The sequence below is a fragment of the Flavobacterium anhuiense genome (assembly GCF_001705175.1).
GTDB lineage: Bacteria > Bacteroidota > Bacteroidia > Flavobacteriales > Flavobacteriaceae > Flavobacterium > Flavobacterium anhuiense.
The window spans coordinates 866,266-887,599 of record NZ_CP016907.1 but is presented as its reverse complement, the minus strand read 5'-3'; the positions used below and the strand labels follow the sequence as shown (position 1 = coordinate 887,599).

General features: G+C 34.7%; 21 protein-coding genes. 13 read left to right on the top strand and 8 right to left on the bottom strand.

The features are described from left to right. The first annotated feature begins 221 nt into the window (after nt 1–221). Nucleotides 222–641, top strand: coding sequence for a hypothetical protein (locus tag BB050_RS03655; RefSeq protein WP_066032651.1), 420 nt, complete (start codon nt 222–224; stop codon nt 639–641). Nucleotides 642–708: 67 nt separating this feature from the next. Here the strand turns inward: BB050_RS03655 and BB050_RS03650 are convergent, their stop codons facing one another. Beyond that, nucleotides 709–1,254 carry a DUF4494 domain-containing protein gene (locus BB050_RS03650; protein ID WP_066032650.1) on the bottom strand — a complete coding sequence of 182 codons (546 nt, stop codon included), beginning with the start codon at nt 1,252–1,254 and terminating at the stop codon, nt 709–711. 271 nt (nt 1,255–1,525) lie between these two features. On the opposite strand from BB050_RS03650, the gene BB050_RS03645 reads away from it, so the two are divergent. Beyond that, nucleotides 1,526–1,870 (top strand): hypothetical protein, encoded by a 345-nt coding sequence (locus BB050_RS03645; RefSeq protein ID WP_066032649.1) that lies wholly within the window; start codon nt 1,526–1,528, stop codon nt 1,868–1,870. A gap of 28 nt (nt 1,871–1,898) precedes the next feature. On the opposite strand, the gene BB050_RS03640 is transcribed toward BB050_RS03645, so the two are convergent. After that, entirely contained in the window at nt 1,899–2,837 is a 939-nt protein-coding gene (locus tag BB050_RS03640; RefSeq protein WP_066032648.1) for a hypothetical protein, read from the bottom strand. An 89-nt stretch (nt 2,838–2,926) separates the two neighbouring features. Next, complete coding sequence (locus BB050_RS03635; protein ID WP_066032647.1) at nt 2,927–3,466, bottom strand: helix-turn-helix domain-containing protein; 540 nt, start codon at nt 3,464–3,466, stop codon at nt 2,927–2,929. Between the two features lie 191 nt (nt 3,467–3,657). Here BB050_RS03635 and BB050_RS03630 point away from each other — a divergent pair, with 191 nt between their 5' ends. After that, nucleotides 3,658–5,124 carry a glycoside hydrolase family 130 protein gene (locus BB050_RS03630; protein WP_066032646.1) on the top strand — a complete coding sequence of 489 codons (1,467 nt, stop codon included), beginning with the start codon at nt 3,658–3,660 and terminating at the stop codon, nt 5,122–5,124. Nucleotides 5,125–5,324: 200 nt separating this feature from the next. Here the strand turns inward: BB050_RS03630 and BB050_RS03625 are convergent, their stop codons facing one another. Together BB050_RS03625 and BB050_RS03620 are read right to left on the bottom strand one after the other, a co-directional pair. After that, entirely contained in the window at nt 5,325–6,101 is a 777-nt protein-coding gene (locus tag BB050_RS03625) for a TIGR03915 family putative DNA repair protein (RefSeq protein WP_066032645.1), read from the bottom strand. Nucleotides 6,102–6,106: 5 nt separating this feature from the next. Then, the gene (locus BB050_RS03620; protein WP_066032644.1) at nt 6,107–7,363 is read right to left on the bottom strand and encodes a putative DNA modification/repair radical SAM protein; all 1,257 of its coding nucleotides are present in this window, start codon (nt 7,361–7,363) and stop codon (nt 6,107–6,109) included. 296 nt (nt 7,364–7,659) lie between these two features. Between BB050_RS03620 and BB050_RS03615 the strand changes: the two genes are divergently transcribed. Then, nucleotides 7,660–7,905 carry a hypothetical protein gene (locus BB050_RS03615; protein WP_066032643.1) on the top strand — a complete coding sequence of 82 codons (246 nt, stop codon included), beginning with the start codon at nt 7,660–7,662 and terminating at the stop codon, nt 7,903–7,905. Between the two features lie 26 nt (nt 7,906–7,931). On the opposite strand, the gene BB050_RS03610 is transcribed toward BB050_RS03615, so the two are convergent. After that, complete coding sequence (locus BB050_RS03610; RefSeq protein WP_066032642.1) at nt 7,932–9,515, bottom strand: tetratricopeptide repeat protein; 1,584 nt, start codon at nt 9,513–9,515, stop codon at nt 7,932–7,934. A 434-nt stretch (nt 9,516–9,949) separates the two neighbouring features. Between BB050_RS03610 and BB050_RS03605 the strand changes: the two genes are divergently transcribed. The 7 genes from BB050_RS03605 (at nt 9,950) to BB050_RS03575 (ending at nt 16,828) form a co-directional block, all read left to right on the top strand. Then, on the top strand, nt 9,950–11,176 hold the full coding sequence (locus BB050_RS03605) for a DcaP family trimeric outer membrane transporter (protein ID WP_123906986.1): 1,227 nt from the start codon (nt 9,950–9,952) through the stop codon (nt 11,174–11,176). 35 nt (nt 11,177–11,211) lie between these two features. Further along, complete coding sequence (locus BB050_RS03600) at nt 11,212–12,660, top strand: aspartate ammonia-lyase (protein ID WP_008467036.1); 1,449 nt, start codon at nt 11,212–11,214, stop codon at nt 12,658–12,660. 23 nt (nt 12,661–12,683) lie between these two features. After that, nucleotides 12,684–13,751, top strand: coding sequence for a type II asparaginase (locus BB050_RS03595; protein WP_066032641.1), 1,068 nt, complete (start codon nt 12,684–12,686; stop codon nt 13,749–13,751). 141 nt (nt 13,752–13,892) lie between these two features. Further along, nucleotides 13,893–14,372: a YybH family protein gene (locus BB050_RS03590; protein ID WP_008467034.1), complete on the top strand. Its 480-nt coding sequence runs from the start codon at nt 13,893–13,895 to the stop codon at nt 14,370–14,372. 54 nt (nt 14,373–14,426) lie between these two features. Then, nucleotides 14,427–14,906: a hypothetical protein gene (locus tag BB050_RS03585; protein WP_066032640.1), complete on the top strand. Its 480-nt coding sequence runs from the start codon at nt 14,427–14,429 to the stop codon at nt 14,904–14,906. Between the two features lie 76 nt (nt 14,907–14,982). Then, nucleotides 14,983–16,035 carry a hypothetical protein gene (locus BB050_RS03580; RefSeq protein WP_236940415.1) on the top strand — a complete coding sequence of 351 codons (1,053 nt, stop codon included), beginning with the start codon at nt 14,983–14,985 and terminating at the stop codon, nt 16,033–16,035. Nucleotides 16,036–16,570: 535 nt separating this feature from the next. After that, nucleotides 16,571–16,828: a hypothetical protein gene (locus BB050_RS03575; RefSeq protein WP_066032638.1), complete on the top strand. Its 258-nt coding sequence runs from the start codon at nt 16,571–16,573 to the stop codon at nt 16,826–16,828. A 53-nt stretch (nt 16,829–16,881) separates the two neighbouring features. Here BB050_RS03575 and BB050_RS03570 read toward each other — a convergent pair whose 3' ends face one another. Next, the gene (locus tag BB050_RS03570) at nt 16,882–17,964 is read right to left on the bottom strand and encodes a DUF1214 domain-containing protein (protein WP_066032637.1); all 1,083 of its coding nucleotides are present in this window, start codon (nt 17,962–17,964) and stop codon (nt 16,882–16,884) included. A 194-nt stretch (nt 17,965–18,158) separates the two neighbouring features. Beyond that, nucleotides 18,159–19,256 (bottom strand): exopolyphosphatase, encoded by a 1,098-nt coding sequence (locus BB050_RS03565; protein ID WP_066032636.1) that lies wholly within the window; start codon nt 19,254–19,256, stop codon nt 18,159–18,161. 406 nt (nt 19,257–19,662) lie between these two features. On the opposite strand from BB050_RS03565, the gene BB050_RS03560 reads away from it, so the two are divergent. Further along, complete coding sequence (locus tag BB050_RS03560; protein WP_066032635.1) at nt 19,663–20,475, top strand: helix-turn-helix domain-containing protein; 813 nt, start codon at nt 19,663–19,665, stop codon at nt 20,473–20,475. Nucleotides 20,476–20,486: 11 nt separating this feature from the next. Beyond that, the gene (locus BB050_RS03555) at nt 20,487–21,284 is read left to right on the top strand and encodes an SDR family NAD(P)-dependent oxidoreductase (protein ID WP_066032634.1); all 798 of its coding nucleotides are present in this window, start codon (nt 20,487–20,489) and stop codon (nt 21,282–21,284) included. The last annotated feature ends 50 nt before the right edge of the window (nt 21,285–21,334 follow it).

The window sequence follows — 21,334 nt, the reverse complement described above, 5'->3', positions numbered from 1 at the left end:
TTGGTTAGGTTGGTTTTGGCTTTTGTGTTGTAATTGGTTTCAAGTCAACACATAATTCTGTAGCTAAGATAGAACTTATTTTGATTTTTGAATAGTATGAATGTTTCTTGTTGGAACTGTGTAAAATACAGATTATTAGATATTTATGGTTTTGGAATGTCAATTGAATTTACATTTTTATTACCTTTAGTATCAAGCAAATAACTTTAAAAGAAAATACCATGAAAAAGAAATTATTTATTTTAGTTGTCTTTTTGGGGACAATTTCATTTGCAAATGCACAAAGTATAGGAGACGTAACAAAGGCGGCCAGTAAGGCGTCAACAACGGCTGTGCCCGCTTTTGATGTTGCTAGTATTGCAAATCAGGTTATGGGAGTTTTATCTCCAAAATTAAAATTAACCGATGCTCAAAAGCCGATTGTAAATTCATTGGTAAATGAAACTTTAAATAAAAAGAAGAACATTTTGCCCACAATGGCCACCGACAAGGCAGGTTATACTTCTAAAATGACGACTACTAGAGAGTCTTTTATATCTAAAATGAAAAAAAATATCAGTCCAACACAATTTGATACACTTACCGCTTTATTGCCAAAATCTGCTTCTGCAGTAACACCATTGGCAAAAATGTTGTATTAAAATAGTTTAAAATAAAAAAAGCAAAATAGAATTCTATTTTGCTTTTTTATTCCAATTTTTCATGGATTTATTCCTCGACAGTTTCAAATTCCATGTGGTCAATTATTTCTGCTTCTGGCTTTTCTGGTTTAGAAGCTTTTAGGGCATTAAATCTTTCCAACATTTCTGTTTCGCCTTCTTCACCGCTGAAATAAGGGAAAACATCCATAATTGCAGTTTCCGAAATAGCTGGAATAGAATATTCGCCCATTGTATTTTTCATTATGTGAAGTGTATTGTCATAAGCTTCGCGAACATCATTGGCCTGAACCAGCATATACATACTAGTTTTTCTTTCTTTACCGCTTTCTTCATCATAAGCGATTAAAGTGATTTTAGATTTAAACCATCTGTCTGCATTTTCAAAAGGATGAATTTCGGCATAATTTGCCACTTTGATAGCCGTGATTTTAAATTCTTCACTGGTATAAGCGGCCATTTCCTCAGTCATTCTTTTTTCAGCTTCTGTATAAGACAAGGCATCCACCAAGTAAGGTTCGGTTAAAACTTTTTGTCCTCCAGTTTCATCTGTTTTTCTATATTTTACTTTGCATTCGTACCAAACTGCGCTCATCTCTATTTAAATTTTAAGGATGCCAAAGATAAATTTTACAGCAGAAATAATAGTTAAATCTTTAAATAGATATTCACAATTTTAGATGATTTTAGCTAATGTTTTGAGAGTCTGAAAGTTGTATGTTTTACAGATAGCTTAGCTTCACTTAGTATGTCTTTTGTGTAAAATGCTGTAAAACAATTAGTTGTTTTTTAAAGAGAGAGGCGTTAGAAAAAATATGAATTTTCTTAAATCCAAAAAATCAATTTGTACGTAAGTATCAATAACAATGGCTGGGAATGGGGCAAATTCAAATGGTATTGGTTTTTGGAGCATATTGAATAGTATTACATTTCCAGCTATTGTTTTTATAAATGTTAAAAAAGAAGGATTGGGAAAATTAGACGTACAAAAGTTAAAAGAGACTTTAAAATATCTGGAAAGTAAACAGCGAGAATTAAAAAGACAAAATCAAAATGATACTAGAAGCCTGGAATCGATGATTAAATATTTAAAAAAAGATATGATGGAACAGCACGCTTTAGCTGATCATCATCAGTTGATTAAACAGGAAATCAAAGACACCGAAACTTTTATCGAAAACGTCAAAAATATCATCAAAATCAATTCATAAAACAGTTTAGTATTATAGAATTTACTTTTTACTCCAACTTGAATTTTTCGTTTCTGCAATCCAAAATCAATTTGTGATTCAGGAAAAGTTTGTTGCCAATCATTCCCTGCATCCCCGAGCGTTTCATTAAGAATTTTTGAAGGCTTGACGTGCCTTCAATGTAAGTCACTTCAGATAAATTCAATGTTGTATTTTTAAATTGTATTTTCTTTTTCGCGGAAGCGGAATAAACGCTCAGAGTGTTTCCCCATGAATTTCCTTTTTCGGTTTTTATCGCACTGTTTTTATTGCGGTATTGTTGCCAGATTTCTTTTGTTGTAATGAGTTCATAACCGCTCGTTCCGGTATCGTACAGTAGTTTTAGGTTCTCATTTTCGATAACTGAAGGAATAAGAATTTTACGTTTTTTGAACTCAAAATCGGTAAAAGTATCTTCTTTAATTTTTTCAATAAACGAACATTGGTTGTTTTTGAAATCTAAAATGGTAATTCGCTTTTCTAATAAATCGGTTCCGATTGTACCAATTATATTTTCGGCATCTGGATTATCGAAACTGATTTTTTCGCCATAATCTAAAACTTCAAAATCACTTGAAGCCACATTCATTTTTCCGATTCTAAAAGCACTAGAAATCGAGGAGTTTTCATTATCGATTTTTAACTGATTTTGAAATTTTTCCGCAATTGATTCTAATGATTTTTTGTAGAAAACAGTAACAGCAGAACCTGAGTCAAACTGCATATAGAATGTTCTATCAATGCCTTTTATTTTTATGGGTAAAAGTAAAGCTGAATGGGAGTTTTCGTTGCTAGAAATCCATTTTATCGGAATATTTTCGGCAATTCCTGAAATCTTCAAATAGTTTTCTGGTGGAGTGAATTTCTTTTGAAAATAAAGATATCCTCCCACCAAGAATAAAACGATAATAACTAAAAATACGGTTGCAATTTTCTTAAACAATTTCATGGTCTGTTTTTTTCTGCAAGATTCGGATTTCGTTTCCGATTTTTGTGCAAAAACAATACGACAGTTTTACGTCATTTTCATGACTTGTGTTATAAGAAGTTGTTTTTCAGTTTTATAGCAAGATCTTGTTTTTTATTTAAACTGATTCCGTTTAGAATAACGATAATGAGTTTTAAGCTTAAAATTGCAATTAAAGGAATAATGAAAAGCGGAAACTTTAGCGGAAATGAATTTTGGATGAACGGACATGCAATCATTAAAACCGAAAGGATAAGACTTAAAATAATTTGAATGCTTACAATTTGTTTTCCTAATTCTTTATTTTTTGGATCTTGCGTTTTGTAAGTTAACACTAAAGGAAAAATAATGCTCCCAAACGGAATAATAAGTCCTGATAAAACAGAAAGATTAATGAGTTTGGCTCTTTCTATCTGAATATTTTCATTTTTTAAAATGAGGTTTTCGGGATTAGTTTCCAGAGCTTCGGCAATGGTTTTTAAGGTAAAGCCTTTGAGAATACTTCCCGCTTCGATTCGTTGAATGGTTCGCAATGAAAGACCCGATTTTTCGGCAAGTTCATTTTGAGTCATATTCTGTTCTTCTCTCAAAAATTTAACTTTATTTTTCATTGGTTTTAAGCTGCTGATGTAGAGACGAAATTAAGAAAAAACTTTTGATGAAACTGGCATAAAAAAGACTTGGATTATTAGACCAATTCAAAGTTTTAATAAAAAATTAAGTTTTTTTCTTTAACAAAAATTATTAACTTGTTGTGTAATAAAAGATTCCTTAAATGTTATTGTTATAAAATTTTCCAGTTATGCGAGTATCCGTTGTCCGAAAAAATATAAAACTATTACCAGATTCAAAAAGAGTTGTTGCCCGATATTTTATGAATGGGCAAGAAAGAACCCAGCAAATGGTACTTCGGATAATGATGCTGGACGAGAAACAGGTATTACAGACTTTAGAGCAGACGCTTCGTGAATTTGCGAGAAGACACCGAAATATTTCGGCAGTTTTTTTTAGACACTGTGAAAGAATTCGTCCTATAATAGAAGGCATGCAGATTGATTACGAAGCCATGTCTCTAGACCGTAAAATGCTTATTGGATCTTATTGTACGATGGAGTACGCCATAGAATCGGCGGCGATTTTTAATCCGTCAATTGTAGAAGATTTTGATCAGACCGGATTGGAGGCAGGCGAAAAACGCGTTATAATTTCTTTTCGAGCCACTGGTGAAGGTCATATTTCGTCAATTGTTTTTAGAAGAGCCATTTTGGATCGAGATAACAATCTGCATATCATGAAAATAGGAAATCATATTGATAAGGCAGAAATCGAACATAAAACCTTATTTAATAAAGAGCGATTCCTTAGTAAGCTGTACGAAATGCACACAGCAGACAAATATATTGCTCAGATTATGCAGGATCTTCCAGATGAGTTTGAATTTGCGGTCCTTAAAAATTTGCTGATTGAGTCTTTAAAAGATCCTTTAATTCGCGAAGAAAGAAAAGTAGCACTGGAAGAAATACTGTGGTTGGCTAATTCTTTTTACGATTTGCAGTTCAAACATGATTCGGATATTACAGAACGTGTCATTTTTCCGATTTCTGATTCAGAGAGCCGTGGAATAGAAGATGCTCGTTTTGTACGTTTTACAGATGATAACGGTTCTTCGCGTGTTATGGCAACGTATACGGCTTATAACGGACATACAATTTTGCCGAAATTAATTTCTACCGAAGATTTTTATAGTTTTAGAGTTATGCCGCTTCATGGAGAAGGAGCGCAGAATAAAAATCTGGCATTGTTTCCTCGAAAAATAAAAGGCAAATATGCTATGCTAGCCAGAATTGACGGTGTAAACAATTATATTATGTATTCTGATCGAGTAACGCAATGGAATACTCCAATTTTACTGCAAGAACCACGCTATACTTGGGAGTTGACACAGATTGGGAACTGCGGATCTCCGCTTTGGACAGAAGAAGGATGGCTTGTAATTACGCATGGAGTTGGAGCTATGAGACGCTATTGCATTGGTGCCTCATTGTTTGATCTCGACGATCCTTCAAAAGAAATAGGAAGATTGACAGAACCTTTGCTTTCTCCATTGGAAGATGAAAGAGAAGGATATGTGCCAAATGTGGTGTATTCCTGCGGAGCGATTATTCATAATAACAGTTTAATTCTGCCTTATGCTGTATCTGATTATTGTTCAACTTATGCAGTAGTTGATATGGTTGAATTGCTGGATGCGCTTAAGAAAAGCAAGTAATATCTCTTTGTCTAAAGTATTTTAACACATAGAGATATAGTTTTTGAAGTCTTTAAAAAAGGCGTTTCACTATTTTAACGCACATAGCTTCCCTATGTGTTGAAACTTGTTTCTCTTGTCTTCTTTTTTAGTGTAAAAAAATCTATGTTTCTATGTGTTAAAAGCATATTCTTGATTTAGACCTATCGGATTTGGTAATATCATCTTTTGTTGAGGTTTGGAATTTTCTCTGTTAGGTTTTTCCAATATCGTTTTGGCATGTGTTTGATATGAAGTTTGGTGTTTTTTCTCGATTCGATATTGACACTCTTAAAATAATTGCGCCATAAATTCTCGAAAAATTCTTCATTTTCATCATTTCTTTCGGCCAAAGAACTGGAAGAAGGATTGGACTCAAACTGCATTTCGACCGTAGAGACATTTTCAAGGTCATAATAAATTCCGTATTTGCGTTTAGCGTCGTAAATGAGCCAGCGCTGGTCTGCATATCGGTTTTTAAAATGCTGTTCAATAAGCGGTAAAACATCACAATCGGGTTCTATGATGGCATAATATAATCCGTCTTTTGTTAGTTTAAAACGAACAAAAGCTTTCATTCTATGGCTTTCTTTCCCTGTTAAATGTGCCGCTTTTTTTACGTTCAATACTTCGTTTCGGCTTAAATCTCCTTCGATATTCATTGGACTCGAAAAAACATATTGGACAAAGCGAAACAAGATTTCTTCAATCTGATCCATTTCAGATAAAAAAGCAAAATATAGGTTATTAAAACCATGATGGGAGAGGCGTTGCTCCAAACCATTTAAAACTCGGTTTGCTTTACCATTATCAGTTATTACAAGCTGAATTTCTGAGAAAAGCAAAGTATTTGAAATCTCCTCTTTGGCAAAAACAACATCTTTGAGTTTGTATTCGTAGATTTCAAAAACAGCTGTAAGCCAGCCTTCATAACTTCCATCATAAAGCAGTTGTGTCATTAGAATTAAAATAATGCGAGCTGGTTCGAAAAATTGTTTTTGTATTTACTGTTCTGTAAATTTAAAATCTGACTTTTTATTTGAATAGGCGTCAGGTCTTTCTGCATATAGAAAGGCGACGAAAAAGCCAAAAAGAATTTTGAACGGCTGTAGGCAATTCCTAATTTCTTTAAATCTTCGGGTTGTAATTTTTTAAACCTTCTGGCAGCGATAATTTTTTTTGCGCTCAAAAATCCGATTCCAGGAATGCGCTGAATCAATTCTAAATCAGCTGAATTAATATCAACTGGAAACTGATGCAGATTTCGCAAGGCCCAACCTAATTTTGGATCAATGTCCAAGTCAAGATTTGGCTGATCAAATCCCACAATTTCATTTACATTAAATCCGTAATAGCGAATTAGCCAATCGGCCTGATACAAACGGTTTTCACGAATCATAGGAACTGGAGTTCCAATAGCGGGAAGTCTGTTGTCATAACTTATAGGCACATAACCAGAATAATACACCCGACGCATTTTCATTTGTTCGTAAAAATAATTGGCCATTCCGAGAATTTCCAGATCATTTTCTTTTGTTGCGCCAATTACCATTTGCGTGCTTTGTCCTGCTGGAGCAAAAAGCGGTGTTTTGTAATTGGATTTTTTCTCTTCTTGATAACCAATGATTTCGTTTTTAAGATATTGCATTGGTTTTATGACGTCTTTGTGATTTTTATCTGGAGCGAGCAGTTTAAGGCTTTGTTCTGTCGGCATTTCGACATTTACGCTCAGACGGTCGGCATATAATCCAGCTTCTTTCAGTAATTCTTCGCTTGCGCCAGGAATCGCTTTGAGATGAATGTACCCATTAAAATTTTCTTCTAACCGTAATTTCTTTACAATTCTAACCAAACGTTCCATTGTATAATCGGCATTGTCAAAAATTCCAGAACTCAGAAATAATCCTTCGATGTAATTTCTTCGGTAAAAACCAATCGTCAAGTCAACCACTTCTTGTACCGTAAATGCGGCACGTTTGATATCATTGCTTTTTCGGCTGACACAATAGGCACAGTCAAAAATACAGTGATTGGTAAGCAGAATTTTTAGTAGAGACACACATCGGCCGTCTTCTGTAAAGGCATGGCAGATTCCGCCTCCCGTGTCACCCAATCCTTTGTTTTTATTTTTGCGTGTGCTTTGTCCCGATGAGCAAGAAACATCATATTTTGCCGCATCTGCTAAAATTGCCAGCTTTTCCATCACTCTTTCCTGTACCATTTTGCTCTTTTTTTAGTTGTTTTTGAAAATGAAAATTCATTCTCTCAAAACTAGGAATTCATGCTAAAAAAGAAGTAAAAGAAGCTGTTCTAAATTGTATCAATTTTTTTTGCAAGGTTATTCTTACATTGAAAAAATTACTATATTTAAGATTCAAAAAAACAGGTATAAATACGGGTTTGTAGATTGTAAAAACTTTATACATTCGCCGAAATAGAAAAACTGATTTCCCCCCTTAACATTAGTTTTTCAGATTTAGAAGTATTAGCAAATATTAGGAACAAACGGCTAAAACAATGAAATTTGTAAAAGGACAAGATGTTTCCTACACGGCATGGAGTGGGATATCTTACAAGGGAACCATAATCGAAAGAAAAATGGATTTTAAAAAGGGGTTAATCATAAAATCGACTTCAAAAGAAAGAGATTTTCATTATCTCATTGAAATACAAAAAAACGGCATGACCGAGAAAATCTTATGTGCCGAAAATCAGCTGAAATTATTAGAAAAGAAAAAACGAACAGCAAAGAAAGTGGCCTAAAAGCTAATCTTTCCAGTTTTTTGTTTCTAATTTAAAAGATCATCTTTTAGTCCAATTCTTTTCAAGCTCTTTACCATTCTAAAAACAACTTCATCAGAAAAAATAAAGCTAGAAAGTATTTCTTTAATTTCTGTTGCAGTTTGAGGTTGTAGTTCTAGAAGGTTATTTAATTGTATTTTCGCTTTTGCATCCTCATTCAATAGCGATAGAGAAACCGCTTTTAGCAAAGAATCCCAGATAGTTTCGCTAAAATCCATTTTATCAGCCCAATACAGAGACTTCTGATAATCCTTTTTATGAATGTAATAACAGCAATAGCCAATGGTAATCCACCAAGGGTGGGAAGGATTTATGCGGATTGCATTTTCTAACAAGTTGAAACCTTTCTCAAAATACGCGGCAAAAATAAGCATGCAGCCTACTCCTGAAGCAATTCCAGATGAATTAGGATTTATTTTTATGCATTGTTCTGCAGCGGCCAGACAATTATCCTGGTCTTTTTTAAAGCAGTTTAAAAGTGTCAGCGCATGCCATGCCTGCTGGCAATTGGGATCGATTGTTAAGGCTTTTGAGACGCAATGACTGCTTTTTTCTATTGTTTTTTTGCAATTGTCTAATCCCAAGGCAAGAGAAGCCAAATGCATTTCGCCAAGCATTGCCCAAATAATGGCATGGTTTGGGGCTAATTCTACAGCTTCATTTAAATGGGACAGAGCATTAGCATAATTTTGGATCGAATAATAAGACTGATATTCATTGTAACTGCAAATTGCCTTTAATACACTGGAGTTGTCTGCTATTTTAGAAGGTGCGGTTTTTATTATTTCTTTAAAAATAATGCCATAGTATCCGCCCATAGAAGCCACAATATCCTTTACGATTTCATTCTGGATTCTTATGCCATCATCTATTGTAGCGGGTGTAAATAACTTTGTCAATACAAATTTGCCCGAAGAAGAATTTATCAGATTTATCCTGATCTGCAGCTTGTTATCGATAATTTGGATATGACCAGTAATGATAAAATCTGCTCCGACCAGTTGAGCAGCCTCAAGGATATTTTCATTAATTTTTGAAATAATTTCAGAAGGAAAATGGCCAATGACAGATATATCCTGAAAACGGGAAAGTTCGGCACTGATTTCTTCAGAAAGAATCTGCGAAAAAGCTTCCAAATCTGGACGAAGAACCATTGATTTAAAAGGAAAAACTGTAATCACCGGATTTGTTTTTTGGATGCTGGCGAGGGCATCAGCATGCCTAATTTTATTATTATGAATAAATTCTGGGACATAACCGCCTTTTGGGACATGAATAATTACAGAATTATCTTTTCCGTCTGTTGAATAATACTCATGAAGTAATTTTCTTAATCGTCCTGCATGAATGCGAACCATTGCGTCATCATGAGGGTTAAAATGAGAGGGTCTGCTTAAAGCATTTACTGCTATAGAATATTCTTTGATGAACTGCTGTCTTTCGTCTATAGTTTCTGTGACAATATAACGAAGAAAATTAGTTAATAGCGTTGAGTTCTTAAATGAATAAAACTTTAAAACATTTTCCAGTTCATCATAGATTTTATCCGAGGGGATTTTTTTTATTTCCATAATAAATTATCTAAATTATTAATATAAAAAAAGTCACACGGGCGTATAAAATGTTAAAAACCAAATATTTATGAAGATATAAATTTATGAAAATTTTTAACATGTTAGTATTATTAATCTGATATTTTTAACCGTTAAATGTAACGGTTATTAACTCTAATCGAGTCCCAGTATTATCTATATTTGTTTGATAATCAGTATAAATGCCAGTCGAACAACTCTTTTTTTTAATAAGAATTGGTTTAATATTTAGTCTGAAAATGTTTTGAATTCTTTTTTTTCAAAAAAGTGCATTTGTAAAAAGATGGTTTAGTTATAAAAAAGCAGACTGAGTAACCTGCAGATTTCTTTAATAATAAGGAGTTTTATTTTATGCCAGAATTGTAAAAAGCAGATGAAAAATAGTATCCCACAACAAACAAACTATAATCATTATGAAGAAAAGGTTTTTACAAATGGTAACGATGAAGCATCGGGCCATTATAATTTGTTTTCTCATTTCAGCTTTTGCTCAGGCACAAGACGAAGGGAATAAAAGTATGGAAATCTACGGATTTATTATGACCGATATCGGCTATAATTTCAATCAGATACAATCAGATTGGTATGATGTGGTAAGGCCGACTAAACTGCCTTCATTTAAAAATGAATATGGACCAGATGGCAGTTACTACGCTTCGGTTCGTCAAACCAGATTAGGTTTTAAAAATTATTTTGATACTGGAATCGGAGAATTAAAAACACACTTTGAGTTTGAATTGTTCGGTACGGGTGTAGACGCTGGACAGACTACTTTTCGTCTGCGTCACGCTTACGCCGAATTAGGAAAATTTGGAGCAGGACAAACTTGGAGTCCTTTTATGGATATTGGTGTGTTTCCAAATTCGCTTGAATATTGGGGGCCAACCGGAATGGTTTTCTTTAGAAACATCCAAATTCGCTACATGCCCATTCAAGGCGATACCCGTTTAACCATTGCATTAGAGAGACCTGGAGCAAGTGCCGATCAGGGTGATTATGCCAACCGTGTGGAACTGCAGGGGGTAAAAGCAAGATTTCCGTTGCCAGATCTTTCAGCAGAATACCATCATGCTACAAAATGGGGGTATATTGAGTTAGCCGGTATAGTTCGAAAAATTGAATGGAAAGACCAAAATAATGACCAGTATGACTTGTCTGGCGATGCTGTAGGATGGGGGCTTAATTTAAGCACCAACATTAATTTTAGTAAAAATGATGTTTTTAGAGGGCAGGTCGTTTATGGCGAAGGAATTCAGAACTACATGAATGATGCTCCTGTCGATGTAGGTATCGAAAACAATTTTGGCAATCCGGTAACTCCGGTAAAAGGAGTTGCCCTTCCTCTAGTTGGAGTTGTAGCCTTTTTAGATCATAACTGGAGCGATAAGTTTAGCACTGCAATAGGGTATTCTATGATTGATATCGATAACTCAGACGGACAGACGGATGATGCTTTTAAAAAGGGGCAGTACGTTCTAGGAAACCTTTTGTATACTCCTGTAAAAAATTGTATGGTCGGAGTTGAATTTCAGTGGGGTAACCGCGAAAATTTCAACGATGGCTGGAGTACTTCAATAAATAAAATACAGTTTTCTTTTAGATATAATTTCTCACAATCATTTTATAAAAGAAATCAGTAAAAGCCTTTTGTTTTTAATCAATAAAAAAGAAAAATATGTATAAAACTGTACAATATCTGCTATTGTTCGGATTGTCTTTAGGCACTCTTAATGCTCAGACCCGAACCGAAAAAGATCTTCTAGGAGAAAAACAAATTCCTGCAAATGCTTACTATGGCGTGCAGACAGCTCGTGCGTTAGAAAATTTTCAGATAAGCGGGATGACAACGCAATTTTATCCTGAGTATGTTAAGGCTTTTGCAATGGTAAAACTTGCTGCGGCGCGTGCGAATGCTGATGTGGGCCGACTCAAAAAAGATAGGCTTGCTGCTATTGAAAAAGCTTGTCAAGCTGTAATTGACGGCAAATATCATGATCAATTTCTTGTTGATTTATATCAAGGTGGCGCTGGTACTTCGGCCAATATGAATGTGAACGAAGTTCTGGCCAATATTGCATTGGAATTAAGCGGACATAAAAAAGGCGAATACCAATACATTGAACCTCATGATGATCTGAATATGGGGCAATCAACAAACGATGTCTACCCAACAGCAATAAAAGTGGCATTATTGCTTCATAACGATAAACTGCTGAAAGAAGCCGATCTTTTGGCAAAAGCGTTCCATAAAAAAGGAGATGAATTTAAAGACATCATAAAAATGGGACGAACTGAAGGTCAGGATGCTGTGCCAATGACCGTTGGACAGGAGTTTCATGCTTTCGGAAATCAGCTTGATGCGGAAATTAACGCTTTAAAAAAATCTGAAGTTTATCTATGCGAACAAAATATGGGAGCGACAGCTATAGGTACAGGAATTACTGCCTCTCCAGGTTATGCAGAAAAAGTAGCCACGCATCTTGCAAAAATTACAGGTAAACCAATCGTAATGAGTAAAGATCTTATTGCCGCTACAACCAGCCAGCAGGGTTTTGTAATGTATTCTTCTACGCTTAAGAGTATGGCAGTTGCATTGGCAAAAATAAGCAGCGATTTGATCATTTTGGCTTCTGGACCTCGTACTGGTTTCTTCGAAATTAATCTGCCGGCGCTTCAGCCAGGATCTTCCATTATGCCAGGGAAAGTAAATCCTGTTATGCCAGAACTTATGAATCAGTTGTGTTTTAAAGTCATGGGGAATGATTTGACGGTAACAATTGCCGCTCAATCTGGTTTATTGCAGTTAAATGCTTTTGAACCTGTTCAAGCCATTGCCATGATGGAATCGCAAGGATTGTTTTTTAAAGCCATGCCATTGTTTAGAAAAAATTGTATTGATGGCATTACCGTAAACAAAGACATTTTAGCCCATTATATGGACAGAAGTGTTGGAGTTGTAACGGCTTTGAATCCTGTTTTGGGTTACGAAAAAACAACTGAACTGGCCAAAGAGGCATTGGCAACCAATAAAGGTATTCTAGAACTTATACGCGAAAAGAAATTGCTGACAGAAGATCAAATTAAGAAACTGCTTGATCCAGCAACCTTAACAGGCCAAAAATAACCTCAACCTTAAATAAACAAAACATGAAATTAAATATCAACTTTTGCAATAAAATCCTTTTGCTTGTGATGTTGTCACTAAGCATAAGCTTGTTCGGACAAACAAAACCTAAAGTCCTAATATTGGCAACAGGCGGAACGATTGCCGGTTCTGCTAAGACGGGAGTACAGTCAGGATATACTTCGGGTCAAGTTACCATTGATGCAATGGTAAATGCAATTCCAGATGCTTTGAAAGTAGCTGATATAAAAGGGGAGCAAATTGCTAATGTCGGATCTCAGGATATGTCATTTGAAATTATGCTGAAAGTAGCCAATCGAATTAATGAATTAGCCAATAGCAATGATGTAGACGGCTTTGTAATTACACACGGAACCGATACGATGGAGGAAACGGCTTATTTTTTAAATCTAGCTACCAAAACAGATAAACCAATAGTGCTTGTGGGGTCAATGCGTCCATCAACAGCAATTAGTGCAGACGGACCTTTAAATCTTTATAATGCGATTGCAGTAGCTGGCGATCCTAAAGCAAAAGGACGCGGAGTGCTTTTGGTGATGAACGACTGGATTCATTCAGCTCAATCTCTAACAAAGGTGAGCACGACGGCTGTCCAGACTTTTATGTCCCCGCTTCGTGGACTTATAGGTATTACTTCCTACGGAACTAATGATTTCTTTAATTACCCTAGTCAAAAATTTGGGAAAAACTCAGAATTTGATATTAAAGGCGTTAGCTCTTTTCCACGAGTAGATATTATTTATGCCGATGCGGATATGAAACCAGATTTGATTGATGCCTCGATAGAACGCGGTGCTAAAGGAATTGTAATTGCTGGAGTAGGAAATGGAAATATGAATAAAGCTTCTCTAGATGCTTGCGCAAGAGCCAGCAAAAAAGGAATTATCGTAGTTAGAAGCACTCGCGTTGCAACTGGACTTGTAAGCCGAAATGTAGAATGTAATGATGATGAACTCGGACTTATAGCTTCATACGCTTTGAATCCGCAGAAATCTAGAATTCTATTGTCGGTAGCATTATTGAAACAAAGAAGCTTGGCAGAACTTCAAAAGATATTCGAAGAATATTAATCTTATTTTTTTAAGCAAATCTAAACTTATGATCCTAATATTATTATTGATGCTGATAAAATCATTGCTAAAGGCAACAGCTGCTTTTGTGTCTATTAGTAAAAGGGAATAATGTAATATCAACTTGAAAATTTAATGTGTATGAAAAATAAAATAGTTATAAGAGCGGTTCTCGCAGGACTCTCTGCTTTATTGGTTTCCTGCAATACAAAAAAGGATGAAAACGCTGTAGTTGACCTAAAAGAAATCAAGAAACAGATTCAGGCAAAAGAGAATGAATATGCTGCGACATACAATGCAGGCCAGCTCAAAGAAATAGGGTATTACGCAGATGATGCGATAACTTTTTATCAGAACAGACCACCGATTATTGGCAAAGAAGCCAGATATGAATTTTTAAAATCAGATTTGGCCAATAATACCAATATTATATCATTTGAAACCAAAGAAGTTTTTGTTTCTAATGACGGGAAAATGGTTGTAGAAGTAGGATATTATAAAGTAACAGATTCTACCAAAACGCCAATTAATACAGGAAACTACATGAGCTTTTTTGAAAAAAGAGATGGCAAATATGTATGCGTAAGAGATATGAGCGCTTCTGATGGATTGGTAGAGTAATTGCCTTTTACAAAAGAGCATTCTGTACTTTAAAAACCCTATAAAATTAATATTATGAAAAAAATACTATTTATACTGTCGTTAGCTTTTGCATTGAATGCCACAGCACAAACTTCTGTTGATGAGATTAATTTAATCCAAGATCTTTATGGAAAATCAAAAGCCGATGTGGTCAAAGAATACTTGAGCTTATCTGATGCGCAAGCTGCAGCATTTCAGCCTATTTATGATAAATACGAAACGGAACGTAAAGCTTTGAGCCAGCAAAAGATTCTGATTTTAGAAGATTACGGAAAGAATTATGCAACCTTAAGTGATGCCAAAGCGACAGAATTAACTTCAAAAAATTTGAAATACAATCAAGACTCTGAAAAACTCCTTGCCAAAACACATTCTAAATTGGTAAAAGCTATTGGCGGAATCAATGCTGCAAAATTTGTACAGCTTGAGCAGTATCTACAAGTGACCATACGAGCAGAAATTCAAGATGTTATTCCTTTTATTGGAGAATTGGATAAAACCAAAAAACACTAGACGATTTCTGCGTACAGAGTAGAAAGTATAAAAGATCATTTTCTACTCCCTCTTATTAATATTTTATACACTTAATATGATAAAGATATTTACAAAATATTTGACAGTCGCATTAATCATGTCTGCCCAGTTGATTTTTTGCCAATCGGATAATGATGGTCCAGAACTTGGGCTGCCTGGCGATAATCTTGATTTGTATGCCGTGATGACCCTGTTTCAGAAATCAAAAACCATTGAGGAATTTGAGAAAAACTTAAATTTGGAGAAAACAGGAATCAATAACCTGGATTTGAATCTGGATAAAAAAGTTGACTTTATAAAAGTAATTACAAAGAAAAATGGCAATTCATTTACTTTTATTCTTCAAGTTGCTGTAAACAAAAATGAGAATCAGGATGTTGCAGTTATTTTGGTTGACAAGGATAAAAACGGCAAAGTAAAAATGCAGATTGTAGGCGACGAACTGCTATATGGAAAAGATTATGTTATTGAACCAGTAAGCAAGTCCTCACCAGCAAAAACAGCAAATCCAGCCTATGCAGGAGACGATCCTGTGCAAAGTTCGCCAGCCGTAACAGCAGTTGTGGTAGAAACGGTGCCAATTGTACAATATGTATATTCTCCGGCTTATGTGCCATATTATCCACCTTATTACTACGGATTTTATCCACCGTATTTCGCCGCTTTTACGGTAATGGCTGTAGGGATTTATCGTCATAACCATTATTACCATCATCATGGTTATCACGGTGGACATTATCATGGCGGAAACAATGTATATATTAATAACAGAAACAGTTTTAATAATTACAACAATAATAAAATGCGTTCTAATACCGTACGCGACAATTCTGCCAATAATAGATACAATACCAATCGAGGCAATTCACGTCCTTCAGCAAGCACACGCCCATCAGCAGGAAATACTGGTGCATCTGGAAGAACTCGCCAGAGTGCGTCGCCAAGTGCGGGAACTTCAAACCTCAATAGAGGAAGTTCTTCAGGATCTAATTTTAATAGAGGAGGAGGTTCTTCGTCAAGACCAAGTGCAGGACAAATGGGAGGCGGTTCTCGTGGCAGTTTCGGAGGCGGTGGAGGCTTCGGCGGAGGTGGCGGAAGAAGAAGATAAACGGCGTTTTTTATAATGTTTCATCAAAAAAATGCGTAAGTCCTTTTGGGTTTACGCATTTTGGGTTTTTATATTTGATAATATACACGAGATTTTGCATCTATTCATTCCGTAGGAATGTCTCGTCGGTAGAAGCGAAATTTGAATTGTGCTCCAGCGGAGCAAAATATTTGTAGAAAATCCAAATCCCATAATCAGAAAGCTCCAGAGGAGCGCCATTAAATTATGTTCATTCCGTAGGAATGTCTCGTCGGTAGAAACGAAATTTGAATTCCGAATACACGTTTCGTAGGAACGTTTGATTGGTAAATGTTTCGCAAATCAAATGTCCCTACAGGACACAATGTGGTGCAATATTTTTTTTCTACCGACGAGATATTCCTAGCGGAATATTAACAATTGTTATCATATAAGATAACCTTTTATTGAAGGTATATTCTGATATTTGAATTGTTGAAAAATGATATAAAATTGAAAGAATGGAAACGGCAGAAATAGAGAAAGTAAATTATCTAAAAAACAATCAGCTCAATATTTGAATATTTTAAAATCGGCTGAGAAAGGTTACAATGCAGAAATCAATGTTTTAAATTATTCAGAATTAGGCTGTGTGATAACAAACATGCTAAAGCTTTGTATTTTGGCATTAGAAAATGATAATTATAAAAAACCTTTAATAGATGTTGGATTGCTTTTAGAACAAGCACTTCAATTATTTCCAACTGATGAAATGGAGCTTTTGGATATTATAAATGAAATGCAGATTAAAGAACTTTGCGATGAGGTGAAATAATAAGTGAAAGCTCTAGATTTCTCTAGAGCTTTCACCTTTTATAATACTATATTTTATCTAACCTCAACAGCCTCAGGAAATTTCCAAGTACCGTTAAGTATTTCTTTATGCGGACGATATAATCTCACCCAATAATTCCAGCCATCAGTAACTGGAATACAGTTTGGTGTTTTTCCGTCACAGCCCCCAAATTGTATGGTGATTGATCCGTCGGCATCTTTTTTTGCCGTAATATTGTTTAAAGTATACATATTCAGATCGTTTTTCTCAAAATAACCCGTTTTATTGTATACACTAACAGACCAAAAACCATCGACAGGAACATTTTTTATTTTAAGTTTATAAACTGTTTTTCCGTCATTTTTTTTCGGATTTACAGAAAGATACAGCGCATCTTTTTCAGGATTTCCGCCCCAACCGGTAGCGCTTCCAAGCAAATGGCGGGTTTCGTCGACTTTTCCCCTTGGGCCAAACATTCCTTTGGTGTCAGACAATTTTTTAGAAACCTCAATTAAAGAATCGCGAACTTTCTTCTGACTCGCCTGATCCCAATTTGGAATATCAAATGTTCCTTTTTCTTTCTGGTCAATTTTAATAGCGTCTTGAAGACCAGTTACAACAGGAAGATCTTTAGGATTATTTGGATCAATAAATGTTCGAATAGCTAACATCAAGTAACGTGTGCCGACTTTCTCTTTAGTAAAGGTAAAAGTTCCAGGGGCATAATAGGTTTCAGAATATTGATCTTCGTCGATTGTTTGCATAGACATAAAACGTTTTCCTGGGTTAGGAAGCGTTATGGTTACAGGCCCTGCATCGAGATCAAAAACGCCAGAAGAATACAAAACATCACGATTGGCACGAATAACACTCTGTTTGTCAATTGGCATTAGTGTTTTGTAATGGTGCATGTTTCCAACACCACCTGATTCTTTGACAGATGTTGAAAAATAAAGATCGGTTTCTGCACGGTTAAAATTTGCTGCTGTTACAGTAGTGCTATTTTTCTGTGCCAAAGAATCTGTTTTTACAGCAGTCGAATCTTTTAATGCTTCAGAATCACTGTTTGATTTTTCTTTTTTGCAAGCCGTTATTGCTAAAAGGGCAATAATAAAAAAAGCGGTTAAATTTTTCATAATCGGGTGGTTTTATTTCATATAAGATTTTTTTTGATTTTAAAATTAGAGTTTAAAAGAAAAACTACGCTTCTTTGGATGGCAAAAATGGTTGCAAATTATAAGTTGCAACCATTTTGAAATATATTACGCGAAATGGAAGGAAAAAAAAGCCTCAGATTTCTCCGAGGCTTATAAAATTTTAAAAAATACTTCTAGAAGTTAGTATTTATTTTTTTCGAACGGTCAGCAATATAAGAGATCAACCAGATTACTTGCCCTTCTTTTACAAAGTAAATTTTCTTTGTTGCGTAGTCTGGAATACTTTCAAGACAAGTTACAAGGATGTTATTTGCAGAAATCAAATATTTTTGGTCATAAGTGCTTAAAACTCTTGCGGCTTCTTTGTTTGTTTTTGCAAGGTTGGTAAACTTACTAAAGTTGTTTTTAAGAATAGCGTCATAATCTATAACATCTTGAAGCGTTAAAGCAACGTAATGATCTTTATTAACATTTTCGTCATAAAAAAGAGTTGAAAACGCCCAAACAGCTCCACCAGATAAATATAATTTATCCTTTTTAGCTAAAGGAGGGTTGGCATCAAATAATTCTTTAGTCTTTTTACGTAGAATGACATTATAATCAAAAGATTTTTCTTGATAAGTCGACATGTCGTTTACTTGGCTTTTGTTTACCACTGTTTTTTCTACAGCATCAGTAAGAGTCATGGTTCCGAAATTAAGTTCTAACGGAACAAATTCTAATTTACCATCTTTAAGTTCGTCGATATAACCTCCTTTTGTAGTTTGAGCACCAATATCAAGAAGGAAAGCATTAGCAAAATCAACAGGAGGAATAGCACCTTTTACAAGCGTTTTTGCTTCTTCGTTAACATCTAATACCTCTAATTGTTTTCCAGTTAAAAGAGCAATCTTGTTTTTTAGCACATCTAAATTACGAGCAGATGCAAAAACAGGAGCCGCTACAATAAAGATGTTTTCTTCAAGGAGTTTATTTTCAGTTCTAATTTTCTGTAATTGGTTGGTAACCGTTACAGTAGTTTTAGTAATGTCTTCTTGAGTAAGTTCGCCATTAGCAGTAATATGATCAGCAAACGGAATTCTTTCGGTCCAGAAAGAAAGAATTTTATAATCTGCTTTTCTGATGTTGTTTACATCAATAACAGAAACTTTTATGGCTCTACGACCAATTTCGATTCCAGCATAAACACTTTTTTGAGAAAATGCAGTGACAGAAAAAAATAAAGTTAAAAGAGTAAAAACTAAAAATTTGGGGTTGTGTTTTTTAAGCATTGTGTTGAATTGTAATTATAGTATAATTTGTTTTTAAAAGATTATAAAGTTGTTTTTGCGGTATTGATGTGAAAATCACAATTTTAGAATGAAAACAAATGGTTTCATTACGGAATTGCGAATTTAAGAAAACATTTAATAATATAAAATCAGTTATTGAGAAAACATAATATTAAATAATTGTAAAGCAATAACGGGTTTTATTTCGATAAAGTATGTTTATAAAAAAGCCTCAGAGAAATTTGAAGCTTTTTGATTTAGTAGCAGGAAACCCAAATATATAACCTACTTGTTATGCATCATTTAGGGAAAATATTTTTTGGCCACTACAAATTATTTGGACGTTTGAACAAAGTAGCAGATTAATATATTTAAGAAATTTGTATCAGATAAAAATAAGGAGAAAATGGAATCAAAAAAGGATCAAACTCTTTCAGAGCCAAAGGTTATGCATAACTTCTATTTGGGAGATAATGTCGAAAGTGAAGCTTTTGTGTCCGATCACATCTTTAGTTATATCATAAGTGGCAGACACGATGTATGGATAGGACATAAGAAATATACTTTTACTGCTGGTGATTACCGCTTCTTTAGAAGAAATCAATTAACAAAATCGATTAAGCATACAGAGGCTGACGGTTTCAAGTCAATAGCTATTCATTTTGACCAAAATACTCTTAAAGAAATTTCGAAAGAAATCGGTTTTAAATCAGAAAGATTTCATGGTGAAGGAGTGAAGATTATCAGGGCAGATAGCATGTTGAAAAAATCTGTAGCTCTATTCAGTGAATATGCCCAAAGAAAAGAGGTTGACAGTGAAACTTTACGAATTAAAATTAAAGAACTGGTTTTAATACTTGCGGATATTGATCCTGAAATTAAGCAAATGCTGTTTGAATTTAATGAGCCCGGAAAACTGGATTTAGAAGGTTTTATGAATGGCCACTATAGATATAATGTTCCATTGGAAAAATTTGCCTTTCTAACTGGGCGTAGTTTGTCAGGCTTTAAAAGAGATTTTGCGAAATTGTTTAAGATTACTCCAAGCAGATGGCTTACTAAAAAACGGCTTTCTGAAGCAAGATACTTAATAGAAAATTGCAAGCATAGCCCAAGTGACATTTACTTAGAAATAGGTTTTGTTAATATGTCTCATTTCTCTTACGCATACAAAAAAGAATTTGGTATATCTCCTTTACAAAAAAATAAGAATAATTAATTATAGATAAAATGGATTTAAAATTAAAAGGCAAAAGAGCGCTTGTAACGGGCTCAAGTTCGGGACTTGGCGAATCAATAGTTAAAATGTTGGCAAATGAAGGAGCGACTGTTATAATTCATGGTAGAAATAAAGATCGTGCTAATGTTGTGTGTCAGGAAATTATTAGCAATGGAGGAAGTGCTGAAATAGCTTTAGGAGATATTAGTACCGATAGTGGAGCTGATGAGGTTGCTTCTGCAGCTCTTAAAAATGGTCAAATTGATATTTTAATTAACAACGCAGGGGCAACATCCCATAAATCTTGGGGCGAAGCAACAGCAGATGATTGGGCTGAAATTTATAACAATAATGTCGTTTCATATGTAAGAATGATTCAGCGTATAGTGCCGCAGATGAAAACATTAGGTTGGGGACGAGTTATTCATATCGGTGGAGGGCTAGGCATACAGCCTATTAAGGAGCAGCCACATTATAATGCGACCCTTGCTGCAAGACATAATCTTTCTGTCTCACTTGCGAGATCATTGAAAGAAACTGGAATAACCTCAAATATTGTTTCTCCTGGAGCAATTATAAATCCTATGGTTGAAGATTGGCTTGTAAATTCTGCACCTAAGTTTAATTGGGGGACAAATTTAGAAGAAATAAAATCTAAGGCTGTAGAACAGTTAATTCCAAATGATACTGGACGATTTGGAGAGCCTGAAGAAATTGCTGGTACAGTTGCATATCTCTGTAGTACTTATGCTAATTACATTAGTGGAGCTACCATTAGGGTAGATGGCGGTACGATTAAATGCATGTAAAAGATCTTTTGTAAAATTTTCTAATAAACTAAATGCTTGCATACAATTGG